At 59.5% G+C, this 17475-nt stretch carries 17 protein-coding genes; 6 read left to right on the top strand and 11 right to left on the bottom strand.

Annotated elements, in window-relative coordinates; translation table 11 throughout:
• Positions 1 to 69: 69 nt before the first annotated feature.
• The 7 genes from QE453_RS01875 to QE453_RS01845 all read right to left on the bottom strand — a co-directional run bounded on the left by QE453_RS01875 (position 70) and on the right by QE453_RS01845 (position 8522).
• Entirely contained in the window at positions 70 to 1725 is a 1656-nt protein-coding gene (locus tag QE453_RS01875; RefSeq protein WP_309776262.1) for an ABC transporter ATP-binding protein, read from the bottom strand.
• Complete coding sequence (locus tag QE453_RS01870; protein WP_004445444.1) at positions 1722 to 2576, bottom strand: ABC transporter permease; 855 nt, start codon at positions 2574 to 2576, stop codon at positions 1722 to 1724. Before QE453_RS01870 ends, QE453_RS01875 begins: the two co-directional genes overlap by 4 nt.
• Complete coding sequence (locus QE453_RS01865) at positions 2576 to 3526, bottom strand: ABC transporter permease (RefSeq protein ID WP_004445443.1); 951 nt, start codon at positions 3524 to 3526, stop codon at positions 2576 to 2578. Before QE453_RS01865 ends, QE453_RS01870 begins: the two co-directional genes overlap by 1 nt.
• 93 nt (positions 3527 to 3619) lie before the next feature.
• Complete coding sequence (locus QE453_RS01860; RefSeq protein ID WP_006698417.1) at positions 3620 to 5230, bottom strand: ABC transporter substrate-binding protein; 1611 nt, start codon at positions 5228 to 5230, stop codon at positions 3620 to 3622.
• Between the two features lie 93 nt (positions 5231 to 5323).
• A complete protein-coding gene (locus QE453_RS01855; protein WP_309776261.1) occupies positions 5324 to 6037 on the bottom strand; it encodes an HAD-IA family hydrolase in 714 nt (237 codons plus the stop codon).
• A gap of 258 nt (positions 6038 to 6295) precedes the next feature.
• Positions 6296 to 7669, bottom strand: coding sequence for an aspartate aminotransferase family protein (locus QE453_RS01850; RefSeq protein ID WP_309776260.1), 1374 nt, complete (start codon positions 7667 to 7669; stop codon positions 6296 to 6298).
• A 16-nt stretch (positions 7670 to 7685) separates the two neighbouring features.
• The gene (locus QE453_RS01845) at positions 7686 to 8522 is read right to left on the bottom strand and encodes a GNAT family N-acetyltransferase (RefSeq protein ID WP_142182634.1); all 837 of its coding nucleotides are present in this window, start codon (positions 8520 to 8522) and stop codon (positions 7686 to 7688) included.
• 324 nt (positions 8523 to 8846) lie between these two features.
• Here QE453_RS01845 and QE453_RS01840 point away from each other — a divergent pair, with 324 nt between their 5' ends.
• The gene (locus QE453_RS01840) at positions 8847 to 9515 is read left to right on the top strand and encodes a haloacid dehalogenase type II (RefSeq protein ID WP_022562868.1); all 669 of its coding nucleotides are present in this window, start codon (positions 8847 to 8849) and stop codon (positions 9513 to 9515) included.
• A gap of 15 nt (positions 9516 to 9530) precedes the next feature.
• A complete protein-coding gene (locus QE453_RS01835; protein ID WP_309776259.1) occupies positions 9531 to 10805 on the top strand; it encodes an FAD-binding oxidoreductase in 1275 nt (424 codons plus the stop codon).
• Between the two features lie 64 nt (positions 10806 to 10869).
• Here QE453_RS01835 and QE453_RS01830 read toward each other — a convergent pair whose 3' ends face one another.
• The 4 genes from QE453_RS01830 to QE453_RS01815 form a co-directional block, all read right to left on the bottom strand.
• Positions 10870 to 11376 (bottom strand): DUF992 domain-containing protein, encoded by a 507-nt coding sequence (locus tag QE453_RS01830; protein ID WP_072493123.1) that lies wholly within the window; start codon positions 11374 to 11376, stop codon positions 10870 to 10872.
• On the bottom strand, positions 11373 to 11720 hold the full coding sequence (locus QE453_RS01825) for a BON domain-containing protein (protein WP_006698410.1): 348 nt from the start codon (positions 11718 to 11720) through the stop codon (positions 11373 to 11375). The genes QE453_RS01830 and QE453_RS01825 overlap by 4 nt, the downstream gene beginning before the upstream one ends.
• A gap of 7 nt (positions 11721 to 11727) precedes the next feature.
• Complete coding sequence (locus tag QE453_RS01820) at positions 11728 to 11907, bottom strand: CsbD family protein (RefSeq protein WP_004445431.1); 180 nt, start codon at positions 11905 to 11907, stop codon at positions 11728 to 11730.
• Between the two features lie 145 nt (positions 11908 to 12052).
• Complete coding sequence (locus tag QE453_RS01815; RefSeq protein ID WP_309776911.1) at positions 12053 to 13525, bottom strand: helix-turn-helix transcriptional regulator; 1473 nt, start codon at positions 13523 to 13525, stop codon at positions 12053 to 12055.
• 314 nt (positions 13526 to 13839) lie between these two features.
• On the opposite strand from QE453_RS01815, the gene QE453_RS01810 reads away from it, so the two are divergent.
• The 4 genes from QE453_RS01810 (at position 13840) to QE453_RS01795 (ending at position 17462) form a co-directional block, all read left to right on the top strand.
• On the top strand, positions 13840 to 14748 hold the full coding sequence (locus tag QE453_RS01810) for a LysR family transcriptional regulator (RefSeq protein ID WP_004445429.1): 909 nt from the start codon (positions 13840 to 13842) through the stop codon (positions 14746 to 14748).
• A gap of 147 nt (positions 14749 to 14895) precedes the next feature.
• Complete coding sequence (locus QE453_RS01805; protein ID WP_037091354.1) at positions 14896 to 15678, top strand: carbon-nitrogen hydrolase family protein; 783 nt, start codon at positions 14896 to 14898, stop codon at positions 15676 to 15678.
• Positions 15679 to 15693: 15 nt separating this feature from the next.
• Complete coding sequence (locus QE453_RS01800; protein ID WP_309776258.1) at positions 15694 to 16359, top strand: RraA family protein; 666 nt, start codon at positions 15694 to 15696, stop codon at positions 16357 to 16359.
• 62 nt (positions 16360 to 16421) lie between these two features.
• Complete coding sequence (locus tag QE453_RS01795; RefSeq protein ID WP_309776257.1) at positions 16422 to 17462, top strand: ABC transporter substrate-binding protein; 1041 nt, start codon at positions 16422 to 16424, stop codon at positions 17460 to 17462.
• Positions 17463 to 17475: the final 13 nt, after the last annotated feature.

Here is a 17475-nt window from a genome sequence, read left to right as displayed (position 1 = left end):
GAGGACAGCGTCTCAATCCTCTTTGGTAATCACCCAGGTTTTTGCAACGCCTTACTGTTTTTCAGCGGCTCACCGCTTGGAAAACGCCCGCACCAGCTCCGCATCCTGCTGAAGATTGTCGAGCCATGTCGGGTCGAGTTTGGGTACCGAAGAGAAGAGCAGCTTTGAATATGGATGCGTCGGCGATTTGATGGCTTCCGTCTCCAGATGCTCCACCTTCTTGCCGGCGTACATCACCACGATTTCGTCGCAGATGGTCTCCACCACCGAGAGATCGTGGCTGATGAAGATGTAAGAGAGGTTCAGCTCCCGCTGCAATTCGCCGAGAAGATCGATGATGGCGGCGGCAACCACGGTGTCCAGCGCCGAGGTGATTTCGTCGCAGATGATGAGTGATGGTTCGGCGGCCAGCGCCCGGGCGAAATTGACGCGCTGCTTCTGCCCGCCTGACAGGCCTGAGGGATGACGGTGGCGCACCGAGCGCGGCAGCTTCACCATGTCGAGAAGCTGATCGACCCGCGCATCCCGGGCCTTGCCCTTCATGCCGTGATAAAAGGTCAACGGCCGGCCGAGAATATCCTCGATCGGTTTCGAAGGGTTGAGCGCGGTATCGGCATATTGGAAAACGATCTGCATGCGGCGCAGCTGGTCGCTTGTCCGATGGCGGGCATCGGCATCCAGCTCCTTGCCTTCGAAAATGACATGGCCGCCTGCCGCCGGAAGAATGCCGGCAATGGCGCGTGCCAGTGTCGATTTTCCGCAGCCGGATTCGCCGATGATACCGAGATTGCGACCGGGATAGACCGAAAGGCTGACGGAATCCACGGCGCGCACGAGCGGCATCCTGTCGTCGCCCTTGGTGCCATATCCAGCGATCAGATTTTCAATATCCAGCAACGGTGCTGCCCGCTCCTGCGTTGGCGGGGCGACCGCGCGGACCTTGTCATGAAATGCCGTCAGCAATTCCTTTGTGTAAGGATGCTGCGCATTTTCGAGAATATCCCCGGTGGTGCCGGTTTCCTGTACCTCGCCGCCTTTCAGTACAACGATCCGGTCGGCGATCTGGGCAACGACGGCGAGATCGTGTGACACATAGACACCTCCGATGCCGCCCTTGCGCATTGCCGATTTGAAGGCGCGCAGAACCTCGATCTGGGTCGTGACGTCGAGTGCGGTGGTCGGTTCGTCGAAGATCACCAGCTTCGGATTGCCGATCAGCGCCATGGCCGCGGAGAGGCGCTGAAGCTGACCGCCGGAGACCTGATGCGGATAACGGTCACCGATGGTTTCCGGGTTGGGCAATGAGAGCGCCTTGAAGAGCTCAACCGCACGTGCACGGGCTTCCTGTGGCGGCATCAGGTGATGGATGCGGGTGACTTCGATGACCTGATCGATGATCTTCTGTGCCGGGTTGAAGGCGGCAGCAGCGCTTTGCGGGACATAGGTGACTTGTGTGCCGCGAACCCTTTCGCGCTCTGTTTCGGAAAGCTGCACCATATCCTGACCCGCCACCTTGACGCTGCCGCCGGAAATGCGGCAACCGGGGCGGGCATAACCCATCAGCGTCAGTGCGATGGTGGTCTTGCCGGAGCCGCTTTCGCCGATCAGTGCGACGATTTCGCCATCGGCGATATCGATGTCGACGCCCTTGATGATATCGATGCGACGGCCTGAATCGGTGGTTGCCTCGACCTTCAATCCGCGGATTTCAACGAGATTGTTCATGCTTCGCTCCTGTCGCGAATTTTCTGCGGCAGATTGTCGATCAGCAGGTTCACGCTGATCGTCAGGCTTGCAATGGCCAGTGACGGAAAAATGACCGCGGGAGCCGCGAAAGGCAGGCCGCCGATGTTTTCGCGCACCAGCGCACCCCAGTCGGCATTGGGTGGCTGCAGGCCGAGGCCAAGGAAGGAAAGGCCAGAAAGAAGCAGGACGATAAACACGAACCGCACGCCGAGATCGGCAAGCACGGGCCGGATGATGTTCGGCAGAATTTCGGAGCCGATGAGATAAAAGAGGCTCTCGCCGCGAACACGCGCCACTGTGACGAAATCCATTGTGTTGACATTGACTGCAAGCGCGCGGGCAAAACGATAGGCGCCGGGCGTGTAGATGACCGAGAGCGTGACGATCAACACCGGAATGGACGAACCGACAGCGGCGACGACCACAAGGCCGAAAAGCTTGCTTGGAATGGAATTCACCGCATCGAGAAACCGGCTGAGCGCGGCGTCGAACCAGCCGCCGATGACGGCGGCGCACATGCCGAGCACAACGCCGCAGGTGCAGGCGATGGCGACCGCTGCCAGCGAAATGCCGACCGTAAAACGTGCGCCCATGAGAATACGGGAAAGCACGTCACGACCGAGATAGTCCGAACCGAGCCAGAGCTCCGATGTCATCGGCCCGAAATAATCGAAATCGACGATTTCACCGACCGGATGCGGAATGAGATATGGCGCGAAGATCGCAACCATGGCCCAGAGAAAGATGACGAGAAAGCCGAAAACGCCGACTGCGTTGATCTTGTAACCCAAACGCGAGGTCCCCGAAGTTGTTTTGACATGATCGGCCATCAGCGCAGCCTCGGATTGGACATGATGGCGATGATGTCTGCCGTCGTGATGAGGAGGAGATAACCGACGCAGAAGATCATTGCGCAGGTCTGGATCAGCGGCAGGTCGCGGGTGGCGACGCCATCGACCATCAGCTTGGCGATGCCGGGATAATTGAAGATCGTCTCGACGATGATAACACCGCCGACAAGATAGGAGAGCGAGAGCGCCACCGCGTTGACAATGGGGCCGAGCGCGTTTGGCAGCGCGTGGCGCAGCACGATGCGCATGCGCGGCGCACCTTTCAGCAGCGCCATTTCGACATAGGGCGTGTCGAGTGTCTCGATAACGGCGGCGCGGCTCATGCGGATCATTTGAGCGGAGACAACGAAGGTCAGGGTGATGACGGGCATGGCGTAAACACGCAGCACATCGAAAAGCGTGTGCACTTCGCTGACGAGCGATAGCGCCGGCAGCCATTTCAGGTAAACGGCAAAAAGCAGCACCGCGAGCGTCGCGATCATGAATTCCGGCACCGAAATGACGCCGATGGTCAGCACGGTGACGGCCCGGTCATAAAGCGTTCCGCGCAGCATTGCGGAACTGATGCCGAGCGTCAGCGCCAGCGGCACGGCGATGATGGTCGTGATGCCGGCCAGCTTCATGGAGTTGATGAAACGCGGGCCGATGAGATCGGCAATCGCCATGTTATTGGCATAGGACGTGCCGAGATCACCCTGCACCAGGCCGAAAAGCCAACGGATGAAACGCAGCAGGGCGGGATCGTCGAGATGCATGGCGGTACGCAGGCCGGCAACGGCTTCAGGCGTCGCCGCCTGGCCGAGGAGGATCGTCGCGGTGTCGCCGGGTAACAGGCTGGTGGCTGAAAAGACGATAAATGAGACGATAAGCAGCGTCGTCAGCATGACGACCAGCCGCCTGGCGACAAGGGATAATATCCGGCTGTTCATTCACATGCTCCTGCAACCTGCCTGATGGTGGAGGCTTCCCGCATCTTGGGGAAAGCTTGCCGGGCGCTGTTTCACGCCCGGCACCATGGTTTATCAGGCTTCGAGCCAGACGTATTCCGCGAAGGCGTAACCCATCATGCCGCCGAGTGGATTGGCTTCCAGCCCCTTCAGCTTGGAGGAGATTGCGTCCACATTGGTGAGATAGGCGGGAATGATGGTGCCTGCTTCGTCGGCGATCATCGTCTGCATCTCGAAGTAGATCTGCTTGCGCTTCTCCATGTCGAGCAGGCCGCGCGCCTCCAGCATCAACTTGTCGAATTTTTCCGACTTGTACTGGCTTTCGTTCCACGGCGCGTCCGATGCATAAAGCAGCGAGAACAGGATGTCGGGCGTCGGACGCGGGTTGATGTTGCCGAAATGGATCGGGGCCTTCAGCCAGTAATTGCTCCAGTAGCCGTCGGCGGGAACGCGCTGCACGTCCAGCTTGACGCCGATTTCCGCAGCCGAAGCCTGGATGATCATCGCCATGTCGATGGCCGAGTTCGCCGCGTCGGAGGTAATGACCGGGATGGACTGGCCAATCACGCCGGCTTTTTCGAAGTGGAACTTCGCCTTCTCGGGATCGAAGGCTTTCGGCTTCAGATCCGGATTGTGATAGGGGCTCATGGGCGGCACCGGCTGGTCGTTCCCCACTTCCCCAAGTCCGCGGAGGGCCGCCTTGACGATCTGCTCGCGATTGACGATCGACTTCATGCCGGCAATGAAATCGGCCTTGTTACCGGGGGCCTGATCAAGACGGATGTTGAGATTGGTGTAGTTGCCGGACGTTCCCTTCGACAGGACAACGCCCTCCTGCTTGTCGAGCAGACGGAGCGCGCGCGGGTTGATGGCGGCGGCGAGCTGGATATCACCGGAGAGAAGCGCGTTGACACGGGCGTTGTCGTCCGAGATCGCGAAGAACTCGAAGCTGTCGACGTGCGGTCCACCGGATTTCCAGTAATTGGTATTCTTCGCCATGATCGAGCGTACCCCCGGCTCGAATTTTTCGAGCTTGAAGGCACCGGTGCCATTGCCCTTGGAGAAATCGGTGGTGCCGTCCGCCACGATCATGAAGTGGTGCATGGCAAGGATCGTCGGCAGGTCGGCATTGGCGCTGGCCAGCGTAATCTCGACGGTGCTCTTGTCGACGGCCTTGAAGCCGGTCATCTGTGCCGCGATCTTGGCAACCTTGGAGCCGACGGCTGGATCGAGATGGCGCTTCAGCGAATAGACCACGTCGTCGGCGGTCAGCGCCTTGCCGTCGTGGAAGGTCACTCCTGAGCGGAGTTTCACGGTCCAGGTCTTGGCGTCCTTGGATTCGATCGATTCGGCCAGCTCCATCTGCGGCGTGCCGGAAATGTCGAGAAAGCTCAGGCGGTTGTAGAGCGCGCAGCAGCGGACATAATCCGTCGAGAGCGAGGCTTTGGCCGGATCCAGCGTATCGGCAGTGGAGGCCGACCAGCCCGCCGCCTTCAGCGTGCCGCCGGAAACCGGGGTAGCCGCCACGGCCTGCGAGGCGCGGCCGAGGATCGCCGAACCGGCGGAAAGGGCCACGCCGCCCGCCAGCATCATGTGAAGCAGTTCGCGCCGTGTGGCGCCGCGGCGGATTGCCTGTTCAACGGCAGCATCGTCGGAGCGGGTCCAGTTTGAAATCCTGTCACTCATGGTCTTCCCCTTTTGTATGATTTCTTGAAATGCGTCTGTAGAAATTACCTGCGGCTGCGTACCGGTGTGCGCCACGCCGACAGCAGGGGCGGCTCAGCCGCCCGTTTGTCTGGCGGCTTCGGCAAGGCCGGCCATGGACGTGAAGTGATAATCCGGTTCGGTGAAGTTTTCCGGCTCGATCGTGCCGCCATATCCCTTCTGGGCATGGCGACGCTCTATCCAGCAATTGGTCATGCCGAGTTTTCGGGAAATGCCGATATCGTGGTACTGGCTCTGCGCCACGTGCAGAATGTCGTCCTTCGACGCTCCTTCGCTTTCCACGAAGGAGAAGACCTTCTCGAAGAAGGCAGGGTCGGGCTTTTCAGTGCCGGTGTCATCCGCGGTGAAAGCGGCGTGGAAGGGGTTGCCGAGTTCCTTCGAGAAATAGTCGAAGGCCCAGCGTCGGGCGTTGGTCATGGCGATCAGGCGGTGGGTCTTTGAAAGTTCGGCCATGGCGGCGCGGCAGTCGGAAAAGCCTTTCCAGTCCTTCGCCGCGTCGCGCAGACGCTCACCATAGGCGCGCTCCACCGGCAGGCCGAGCTCAGGGGCAATGATGAGGTAGACGCGCACGAGATCATCGGGAAAAAGGTCGGTCGCGTCGGAGTAGCGGGCCGCACGGTAGAGCGCGAGCGCCTTTTCACCATCGACCTCAACACCGTTTTCCGCACCGATTGCGGCCAGCGTCGATGTCAGACCCCGTTCGAAATCGATGAGGGTTCCCACCACGTCGAAGCTCATATATTTGAAGTCGCTCAGTTTTTTGGGCAATGTCGGTCTCCGCTCTGCCGCCACGTCCTTTTTAGGGGAGGGTTGCGGCATTTTATTTCGTTCCCGGACGGAATCTTTGTCCCGTTCCCATTTTTGAAAACGCCTGTTTTAGTGGCGTTTTGTGCTTTTTCTTAGGGATAGTTTGGCAGTTCCGGCGCGCCGGATTCTCCGAAATGGATCGGCTCTTCGGCAGAATATTGCGAATATGCGCTGTGTGGCGACATTTCGCGAAGGTGCCGGAAAGAGCCGGTCGCCGCTTCAGGCCATGGCCGCCCGCACGGCCGGGTCCTCTAACGTCTGATCGAGGGTTTTAAGCGTCCGTTCGATTATCGCATCGATCTCGCCATCCGTACAGCAGAGCGGCGGCGCGTAGCCGAGGATGCCGTTCGCGAAGGCGCGTACGATGAGGCCGTTCTCCCAGGCGCGATCAAAAACCCTGCGGGCTGGTGCAGCCGCTGCCGGAAGCGGGATTTTCTTCTCCTTGTCGGTCACAAGCTCGACGGCGGCAAGCATGCCGCGGCCGCGCACATCGCCGACCAGCGGATGGCTTCTCAGCCCTTCCAGCCCCGCCATGAGGCGCGCGCCGGCGCGGCGGCCATTCTCCAGAAGGCCGCCTTCGTAAAGCTTCAGCACTTCCAGGCCCACGGCTGCGCTGACCGGATGAGCGGAATAGGTATAGCCATGGCCGACCGCCGCTTCGCCTGCGAAATCGGCAATCGTGTCGTAGACATGATCAGCCATGAATACTGCGCCCATCGGCACGTAGCCGGACGTGAGGCCCTTCGCCGCGGTGATGAAGTCGGGCACGATATCTTCGTCGGCGCAGGCAAAAAGCGGGCCGGTACGCCCGAAGCCGGTGATGACTTCGTCGGCGACGAAAAGGATGCCGTATGACTTACAGAGGTCCCGCATGGCCTTGATCCAGCCGGGCGGCGGCACGAGCACCCCGCCGGAACCCTGAATGGGCTCCGCATAAAAGGCGGCGACGCGCTCCGGACCGATCGTCTCGATCTTGTCCTTCAGAATTTGCAGGGAAGAGGTGATGATGGCGGCGGGATCGCTTCCGGCCGGGTTGCGATAGGCGTAATGCGACGGGATTTTGTGCTGCCAGTCGTAAGGCACGCCGAAACCAGCATGGAACGCGGGCAGGGCGGTGAGGCCCGAACCGGCGGTGGTGGAGCCGTGATAACCCTGTTCGATGGAGATGAACTGGTCACGCTGCGGCTCACCCCTGGCGTGCCAGTAATAGCGGATGAAACGGATGGTGCTGTCCACGGCATCGGAGCCGCCAAGCGTGAAATAGACATGGTTCAGGTCGCCGGGCGCTCGGTCGGCGAGTTCCGAAGCAAGCCGGATGGCCGGCTCGCTGCCAATGTCGAAATAGGCTGTGGCATAGGGCAATTCCCGCATCTGTCTGGCCGCGGCCTCAACGATGCTGTCATGACCATAACCGGCATTCACGCACCACAGACCGGCAAAGCCATCGATGAGCTGGTGGCCGGTGATGTCGGTGACGGTGGCGCCGCTTGCCGATTTCAGCACCCGCACGCCCAGCTTCTCATGGCCGCGGAAGGAGGAGACGGGGTGCACCAGATGGGCGCGGTCCAGTTCGATCAGGGAATTGCTTAACATGGGTCTCTCTCCGGATTCAGCCGAGTGCCTGGCTGGTCAATGCAAATGTTTTGAATTTTCTGCCGGGGGCGATATCGGTCTTCGGTCGGCGCATGGCGATGCCGCCGCCGACATGGGCAAGACCATTTTCGACGAGCCATGGGGCGAGACCCGTATCGGCGGTGGTGTCCACCCGCAGGAACATGCCGGGGCGCTCGGCAATGACGAAAGCGATGAGGGCCTTTGCAGTTTCAGCATTTTCTGCCACGACCGGGCCTATGACCTCACCGCGCCCGAAGGCGCGCAGGGCTGCAAAGCCCTTGAGGACGCCCTCCTGCCGGACTTCGGCAAAACGCGCTCTCGCGACAAGCGCTGCAAAGAGCGGGGTGCGGTCCGCACCGAACGCCTGCGCATCAAGCACCGCAAGCTCCCCTGGAACGACGGTCTCGAGCCAGGCGACACCCGCCGGCTTTTCGCCAGGAACAGGAACACCCTGATGCTGGAGCACTTCCCCCGAGGCGACAAAGCCCATTTTTTCATAGAGGGGAAGGCCATCGGCCGTGGCGACCAGGCGGCATTCGCGCTTTTCGGTGGCGCCGATCGCCGCATCCATCAGACGGCGGCCAAGACCGCGCCCGCGCATTGCCTCATCCACGATCACCATATTGACGGTGGCGCAGCCATCTCCCAGCAACGTCGCCATTGCGGTTCCGACGACACGGCCGTTTTCGAGCGCGACGAAGCCATTGCTGATCGAAAGGACAAGCGCCCAGTCTTCCTTGCGATGCGGCCAACCGGCCTGGCGCGAGAGTTCGACGGCGGCGTCAAGATGGTCAGGTTGAAAGGACTGGATGTCGATGGGGCTGGCGTGCATGCCGAAACTCCGTTTGCTCTGCTGGTTCATTGATAGACTGAGGTTTGAAGAAGATTGTCCCGACAAATGGGAAGGTTCGATATGTTTCGCTGTTGCTTTTATCCGTTGCCGCATCTTATGCCGCCTGTCGTGCGCGCCTGGCGGCAAACCGGGCTAGGCGAGGGCATCCGGGTTTCTCCGCGCGCAACTCTCTGCCAAACTGGCAGCTACATACGCAACAATCTGCTTTCGCGACGGGCAATTGCGGTGCGCCGACGGGACAAAGGCTTTCTATGATCTCATTATTCCGGCCACACTCGATCCCCAATCAAGGATGACGACGACATGACCATCTTCCGCCCGAAATACATCACTTTCGATTGCTACGGTACGTTGATTAACTTTCAGATGGCCGAGGCCGCCCGCGATCTTTACGGCGACCGCCTGGATGAAGCGCAGATGCAGGAATTCATCAAGAATTTCTCCGCTTATCGTCTGGACGAGGTCATGCATGACTGGAAGCCTTACGCTGAAGTCGTTCACAACGCGCTGTCACGGACATGCAAGCGCAACGGCGTATCCTTCAAGGATGAGGATGCCATCATGACCTATGAGCGCGTTCCGACCTGGGGTCCGCACGCGGATGTCCCCGCTGGTCTGGCGAAGGTCGCCAACGAAATTCCGCTCGTCATCCTGTCCAACGCCATGGATTCGCAGATCATGTCGAATGTCGCAAAGCTCGGTGCGCCGTTCCACGCCGTCTATACGGCCGAGCAGGCGCAGGCCTACAAACCGCATTTCAAGGCTTTCGAATATTTGTTCGACATGCTCGGTTGTGGTCCGGAAGACATTCTGCACGTCTCGTCCTCATTCCGTTACGACCTGATGTCGGCCCATGATCTCGGCATCAAGAACAAGGTCTGGGTCAATCGCGGCCACGAACCGGCAAACCCTTATTATGGTTATGTCGAGATCGCCGATATTTCCGGTCTCGCGGGTGTTGTCGGACTGTAAGGAAAGGACCAGGCCATGAAGCTCGTCTCCTACTGGCACGATACTGCCCCCTCTTTCGCGGGGGCGGCGGAAGGTCCTGTAGAGGGTCACTATGATGTGGCCGTCATCGGCGGCGGCTTTACCGGTCTTGGTGCCGCGCGCCAGCTCGCGAAAGCGGGCGCGCGCGTCGTTGTTCTGGAAGGGCAGCGGGTCGGCTGGGGTGCTTCCGGCCGCAATGGCGGGCACCTCAATAACGGCCTTGCCCATTCCTATCTTTCCGCCAAGGCGGAGCTTGGCAAGGAACGGGCCGTTGCCCTTTACAAGGCGCTGGACGCGTCAATCGACACGCTGGAGAGCCTGATCGCCGAGGAAGGTATCGACTGTAATTTCCGCCGGGCGGGCAAACTGAAGATGGCCTCGAAGCCGCAGCATTTCGAAGGGCTGGCGAGGAATTTCGACGCTGTCCACGCCGAGGTCGATCCCGATACGGAGCTTCTGTCCGCCGCCGATCTTACGGCGGAAATAGGATCGCCCTTTCATGGCGCCATGCTCTCGAAGAAGAGCGCCATGATGCATATGGGCCGTTATGTGGCAGGGCTCGCCGAAGCTGCCAGCCGTCATGGCGCGGTGATCTTCGAAAATGCGTCGGTGACGAAACACATCCAGAACGGCGGGCTTCACGAACTTGAAACCGCGCGCGGCAAGGTGACCGCGGACAATGTTCTCGTTGCGACGGGCGCTTACACGCCCTCCGGTTTCGGTTATTTTCGCCGGCGCATCATCGCCGTCGGCAGTTTCATCATCGCCACGCGGCCGCTGACGGATGCAGAAGTGAAGGCGTCGGTTCCGAGCAACCGCACCTATGTCAACTCCATGAACATCGGCAACTACTTCCGGCTGGCTCCGGATAACCGGCTGATCTTTGGCGGCCGTGCACGCTTCTCCGCCACGTCGGACCAGCGTTCTGACGCCAAGAGCGGAGCGATCCTAACGGAAAGCCTCCATCGCATTTTTCCCCAGCTTTCGCATGTGCGGATAGACTATTGCTGGGGCGGACTGGTGGACATGACCAAGGACCGCTATCCGCGGGCCGGCTATCACGATGGCGTCTGGTATGCCATGGGCTATTCCGGTCACGGGGCGCAGCTTTCCACACATCTCGGCATGGTGGTGGCGGACGCCATTCTGGGGCGGCCGGACAACAACCCGCTAAAGGGGCTTGAGTGGCCGGCGGTGCCAGGTCATTTCGGCAAGCCCTGGTTCCTGCCGCTCGTGGGTTTATATTACAAGATGCTGGACAAGATACAGTAGCCGGCCGCAATTTGTGGCCGCGCCAGCCAGGCGCGGCCTCTCCTTGAATGCCCCGGATGAACGGTCAACCCGCGCGCTTCAGTTGAAGGTGGGATACACCCGCTGCAACATTCACGCCGGTTCCCACTTCGGCGCTGATCGGCTGCAGGGCAAAGTTTTTGGCATTGCCGCCGATCAGCGCATTGGCACCGAGACCGACCCCGACCGACGCTCCTGCGGAAGCGCCGACATAATCACCGCTCAGCGCGCCGTCACCCACACGGCTTGCCGCCGTGTTCAGCACGATCCAGCTCATATAGGTCTTGCCGGTCACGCCGATGTCGAGACCGAGCTTGCCGATCTTTCCCGTGTAGCGCTCAGTCTTTCCTGAGCGCTGGCGGAATTCGCAGTTCACCGCCTTGCTGGATCCGACGACGAGGCCGACGCCGCCGGCGATTTCACACGACAGCGTGCCGACACGCTCCTTCTGCGCGGTTTCCGTAGCGCGCTTGCCGTTGTGCTTCGTCTCGGCGGAAGCGAGTGGGGCAATGGCCAGCGTTGCAATTGCAGTTGCGAGAACGAGTTTTTTCATTGTCTGTCACTCCTGTTATCATTCACGAGGCGGATGCGTGGGGAAGAGGCATCCAGATAGGGATAGGGCGGCTGCCGGATCGCCAGATCCGCAATGATCGGCCGCGATGCGAAACATTCCGCGATGATCACCGCACGTTCGAAGGCAGAGAGCGTTTCAACCTCGCCCGAGAGCACAATACGGCCCTCGACCGACGTGACGGAGATTGAGCTTTTCTCCTGTCCGTCCGCATAGGCGATTACGGCCTGCAAGGCGGCGCAGAGGCTGACCTCCTGCGGAAGGCAGCTTGCCGCCGGGTTTGCTTCGCATGCAAGCATCATGGTGAAACCTCCTGCCTTGAACATTGACGGTTCACTTGAATGCTTTTTTGACGGTATCCTTCGTCTGGCCCAGCTTTTCCTGCGCCTGGCCGGCCAGTTTTTCGGCCTTGCCTTCAGCCTGAAGCTTGTCATTGCCGGTGATCTTGCCGGCTGCTTCCTTGATCGTGCCCTTTGCCTGACGGGCGATACCTTCGATACGGTTATTGTCCATGACGAACTCCTTCCATCGTTTGAGCGTGCCGCGGTTGGTAACGGCATGATGGAAAGGTAGCCCTGGAATAGTGCTCCTTGCAGAGCATTAGCTACTAGTTCAACTGGTACAAATTGACCTATTTTGCGGGTGGCGAATGTTGTTTTTACCGGCGGCCGGCAAAACCGCGCTCCCTAGCCCAGATGACCGCCGCCGTGCGGCGGTTGACGCCGATCTTGCCGTATAGCGACGCGATATGATTGCGGATGGTATGTCTGGACAGGTTCAACCGGTCGCTCATTTCCTTGTCGCTGCAGCCGTCGCAGATCAGAGACAATATCTGCTCTTCACGCTCGGTGAGATCCTTGAGCGAAGCGGAGGATGACGCCCCGCGGGAATTCTGCCTGAGCCCTGCCAGCCGTTCCACCACGGTGCGACTGAACCATGATGTATCGGCCATGACGCTCTCGATCGCCTCGATCAGTTCGTTCTCGGAGCGGCGTCGCTCCGTCACATCCTGTATCGCCCAGATGACACAGAGCTGGTCATTGATCTCGGCGCGTTCTGCAGAAACGATACATTCGGCCGCGCTGCCATCGGCAAGGTTCATGCGCAGGTTCTCGTTGCGGATCGGGATATTGTCCTTCAGCCGCTTTTCGACATCGCGCCGTGCTGCCACATCGTCCCACAATTTCAGTTCGCTCGCCGTCTTGCCCACCACCTCGGCTTCCTTGCGTCCGCACAGCGTCAGAAATGCATCGTTGACTTCTGTCAGCACGAAATCTTCAAGCCTCGAAATCGCAGCCGGTGCAGGCGAGAGTCGGAAAGATTTGAAAAAGCGCTCCTCGCTCTGGCGAAGGGCATTTTGTGCTTTCCGGCGGCCGTCGAGATCGGCGAAGGTAAAAAGCATGCACGGCTCTTCGGCAACGGCGATGGTTTCTCCCGCCACAATCACCAGCCGGTCGCCGCCGGGAATGGGGATGAGCGCCTCACGCTGGCGTATGACACGTCCTTCATGCAGGCGTTTCAGCGCATCCTCGCCGGTATCGCATTCGGAAAACAGGCCGAGTTCCTCGACGCTGATGCCGATAATATCCTCCCGGCTGAAGCCGGTCATTTCCAGAAAGCCCTGGTTGACGCGAATGAAGCGCTGGTCTTCAAGCCTGCAGATGAGACCAGGTGCGGGATTTGCGTTAAAAGCACTCTCGAAACGTGCCTCCGCTTCGTAGCGCGGCGTCTCGTCACGAATGATCAGCACCAGCACATCCGGTTTCGCGCCGGCATCTTCCAGGATGAGGCCACGCACGGTGTGCACCCAGCATTCGGTTTCATCGTCACTCGGAGATATTTCCACAGTGACGTCTTCAAAGGTCTCGCCGGCAAGAAGCCGCTCAAGCGGATATTGCCCTGCGTCTAGAAGGTGATTATTGCGATACCGAAGCGTGAAATTCCGCCGGTAGCTTTCGGTATCGTCGCCGAGTTCGGATACCGATTCTATGCGGTGCATCACAAGCGCCGCCCTGTTCGCCCAGGCGATTGTTCCGTCGTTTTCGAGAAGGATCAGCCCGTCGCTCAGCCCGGTTACCAGATTTTGCAATACGAGCCGGTTGATCTTGGGAATGGTCACGCTGTCGTCCATGTCGCCCCTGGCATCTACAAACTTTATGCCTTTATAACGCCAAGTTCCGCCAAGTGTTGCAAGGCACGGATAGACGACACGATAACGCGCCGCTTGACCGCGATAAGCGCGCCGGAATCGGATGGTGCGGATTTGTTGGCTGTCCGTCATCCCGTCACCTCAAAGTTCATTTTCGCCCCCTGCAAACGCGGCGGTGATCACTTGCTTATGGGCGCGCCCATCGGACATACTGCCTCTTGAACCACAGATGCCAAGGGCGAGACGACGCCAGAGACTTGAAGCTGGATCGCGCAGCCATCCGAGAAGATTGAGCCATGAATACCCGATTCCTCGAAACCTTTCTCTGGGCTGCTCGATTGAGCAGCTTTTCGGCAGCCGCGGAACGCTTGCACACGACCCAGGCATCTGTTTCAAACCGCATCGCCGCGCTGGAGCGGGAGCTCGGCGTCGTGCTGTTCACGCGTGATGTGCGCTGCGTCAACCTGACGCCCGCCGGTCGTCTGGCGCTGCAACATGCCGAAAAGATCGTCAACCTCACCGGCGAATTCCGGCAAATCGTCAGCAATCGGGAAGCGCTGAGGGGGACTGTGCGGATCGGTGCTGCCGATACGATCGTGTATGCCTGGCTGCCGCTTCTCATCCGCCGCATGAACGAGCAATATCCCGGCGTCAGTCTGGATCTGACAATCGATACCAGCCTGAAACTTTCACAGCGTATCCAGAACGGCGAGGTGGATGTCGGCTTCATCATGGGGCCGATCATGGCTGCTGACATCTATAACTCACCGCTTTGCACCTTCGAATCCTGCTGGGTGGGCGCGGTCGAACTGCCGCTGCCGGAAACCGGCGTGACGCTTGAAGATATCGCGCATTTTCCGTTGCTTACCTTCTCCACCGGCTCGCAGCCGCATCAGGCGTTGCGGGCGCTTCTGGATTCGCACGGCCTGTCCGACAGCCGGATTTATAATTCGAATTCGCTGTCGATCATGACACGCCTCGTGGCCACGGCCGTCGGCGTCGGTGCGCTGCCGCGTGTCTTGGTGGACGGCATCATCAAATCTGGCGAAGCGCGTATTCTCGACATCACGCCATCGGTGCCGCCCCTGACCTTTCACACGGTTTACCAGGAGCGAGGCGACAATGCGCTCGCCCGCGCGATCGCCGACATGGCGACGGAAATCGTCAGTGAAACCACGATTCAGTGGATGACCGCCGCAGCTTAATTTTTATGCTGCATTGCAAGATGATTAATCTATAAGCTTATCTTATGGGTTTCGATAGAGTTTTTCCGTTTGTCACGAAAACAGTTCCCGTTCTTAATTCTCCTCGCAACATGAGAGGAGAGCAACGTGAAAGTCTCACTTGTTCAAATGAATACCCAGAATGACAAGGCAGAGAACCTGAAGGTTGCTGCCGATTTGATTGAGAAGGCAGTCAAGGCGGACAATCCTGACCTTGTTGTTCTTCCTGAATACTTTGCATTTCTTGGAGATAATCCTCAGGAAATGCATGAAAGCGGCGAGGAATTTCCCGGCGGTGAAATCTATACGCTGCTTTCGGGGCTCGCGAAGAAGCATGCCATAACGCTCCATGCCGGCTCCATCGTCGAGAAGGAAGGCAACCGCTTCTATAATTCGACCCTCGTTTTCGGCCCTGATGGCAAGCAGATCGCCCGTTATCGCAAGATTCACCTGTTCGACGTCGATACGCCGAACGGCATCAGCTACCGCGAATCCGATTCCGTCGCCCGCGGCGAAGAGGTCGTAACCTATAAGGTTGGCGACAAGACGGTCGGTTGCGGCATCTGCTACGATATCCGCTTCCCGGAACTGTTCCGTGCGCTGCGGGACAAGGGCGCGGATGTCATCGTTCTGCCGGCTGCATTCACGCTGATGACGGGGAAGGACCATTGGGAAGTGCTGGCCCGCGCCCGCGCCGTCGAGACGCAGACCTATTTCCTCGCCGTGGGACAGATCGGCACCCATGCGGGTGGAAAGAAAGCCTGCTGGGGACATTCCATGGTCATCGATCCGTGGGGTCACATCGTCGCGCAATGCTCCGACACTGTCGGTACAGCCGGCGCCGCTCTCGACTTCGACTATTCGGCCAAGGTGCGCGCCAACGTGCCGGTGGCGAACCACCACGTTCTCTGATCGGAGAAAGACCCAATGTTTATCGTTAACCCCATGCCGGAACAGATCGGCCCCGACATCATCGAACTTCTTGAAAAGGTCGAAGTCGCGACGATCGGCCATGTGCTCCATTCCGGTTTCGTCGATCCTGAAATCCGGGCGGTCCTTCCGGGCAAGCGCGTAGCGGGCACCGCCGTCACGCTTCGCATCCCGAATGCGGATTCGACCATGCTGCACTACCTGACGCAACTCGTGCGTCCGGGCGATATCGTTCTCATCGACCGTTGCGGTGATACCCGCCACGCCTGCTGGGGCGGCGTCATCACCAACACCATGAAGATGGCCGGTGTCAAAGCCGGTGTCGTCGATGGTCCGGCGACCGATTTTTCGGAGTTCACGAAGGTGGACATGCCCATGTGGTGCCGCGGCCCGTCGCCGATCACCACGAAGATCCTCGGTCTGGAAGGCGCGGTCAATATTCCGATCAGCGTTGGCGGCCAGGTGATCAATCCGGGTGATGCGATCCTGTGCGATGAGAGCGGCGTGGTCGCCCTTCATCCGAGCCAGGCTCGCGCCATGGCGGAGCGCGCCATCGGCATGCAGGAAGCCGAGATCGTGCTTCTGGAGCGCCTGCGCAACGGCGAGAAGCTGCCGGATATTTCGGGCGCCAATAAATTCGTCCAGGCCAAGCTCAGCGCCTGACACAGGCTTACGGGTGGCGGATCCGTTCGCCACTCCCAATAACAATAGAGGAGAACAGGACAATGAAGAAAACGATACTTCTGAGTGGGATTCTCATGCTCGGTGCGGCTGCCCTGCCGGCGCAGGCTCAGCAGACCGTGACGTTCCTCGGCTATAGCGGCCTTTTCCAGGAGCGTTACACGAAGGCCGTCATCGAGCCTTTCATGGCCGCCAACCCTGACATCAAGGTCGAATATTTCCCTCAGCAGGGTTCTGCCGCCATGCTCGGCTCGCTGCGCGCCCAGAAAGCTGCACCGCAATCCGATATCGCGCTGATGGATGTCTCTGTTGCCAAAACCGGCACGGATGAAGGCCTGTTCGACACGATCGATGAAAGCGTGACGAAGAATGTCGCCGACCTTTATCCGAACGCGCGCTTCGAAGGTGTGGCCGGTGTTGGCGTGACTTTCGACAACCTGGTTCTCATCTACAATACCGATGCGGTGAAGACCGCCCCGGACAGCTGGAATGCCCTGAAAGACAGCGCCTTCAAGGGCAAGGTCGCCATGCTGAGCGCCCCTGACATCGTCGGTATCGGCACGACGATCATCATGGATCACATGAATGGCGGCAAAGACTTCATCAAGAATATCGACGCCGGCATCAATGCGATGGCGGAAGTCGCGCCGAACGTCCAGACCTGGGAACCGAAACCGGAAGTCTATCCGAGTGTCGTCAATGGCCAGGTATCGCTGGGCGTGGGCTGGAACGCCCGCAGCCAGGTGAATGCCGATGGTTCCAAGGGCAAGATGAAGGTCGTTCTTCCGAAGGAAGGTACGATTCTCCAGATCAATACGCTCAACCTCGTCAAAGGAGGCCCTTCGTCCGAGGCGGCCCGCAAGTTCGTCGATTATGCATTGAGCCCGGAAGCCCAGGCCGCCTTCACCGCCGCCATGTATTATGCGCCGACCAATGCCAAGGCCACGGTGGCTGCCGATGTCAGCGATCGCACGGTCGTCAAGGCGATGGACAAGGTCATTCCGGTTGACTGGATCGGCCTCTCGAAGGTTCGTGACCAGATCACGCAGGACTGGCGTCGCAAGGTCATTCCGCTCAGCCGCTGAGGCTTTTCGCGCC

It is taken from the genome of Agrobacterium sp. SORGH_AS_0440 (assembly GCF_031453135.1).
Taxonomy (GTDB): Bacteria; Pseudomonadota; Alphaproteobacteria; order Rhizobiales; family Rhizobiaceae; genus Agrobacterium; species Agrobacterium pusense.
The sequence above is the reverse complement of the archived record's forward strand: the minus strand, read 5'-3'. Positions and strand labels throughout refer to the sequence as shown.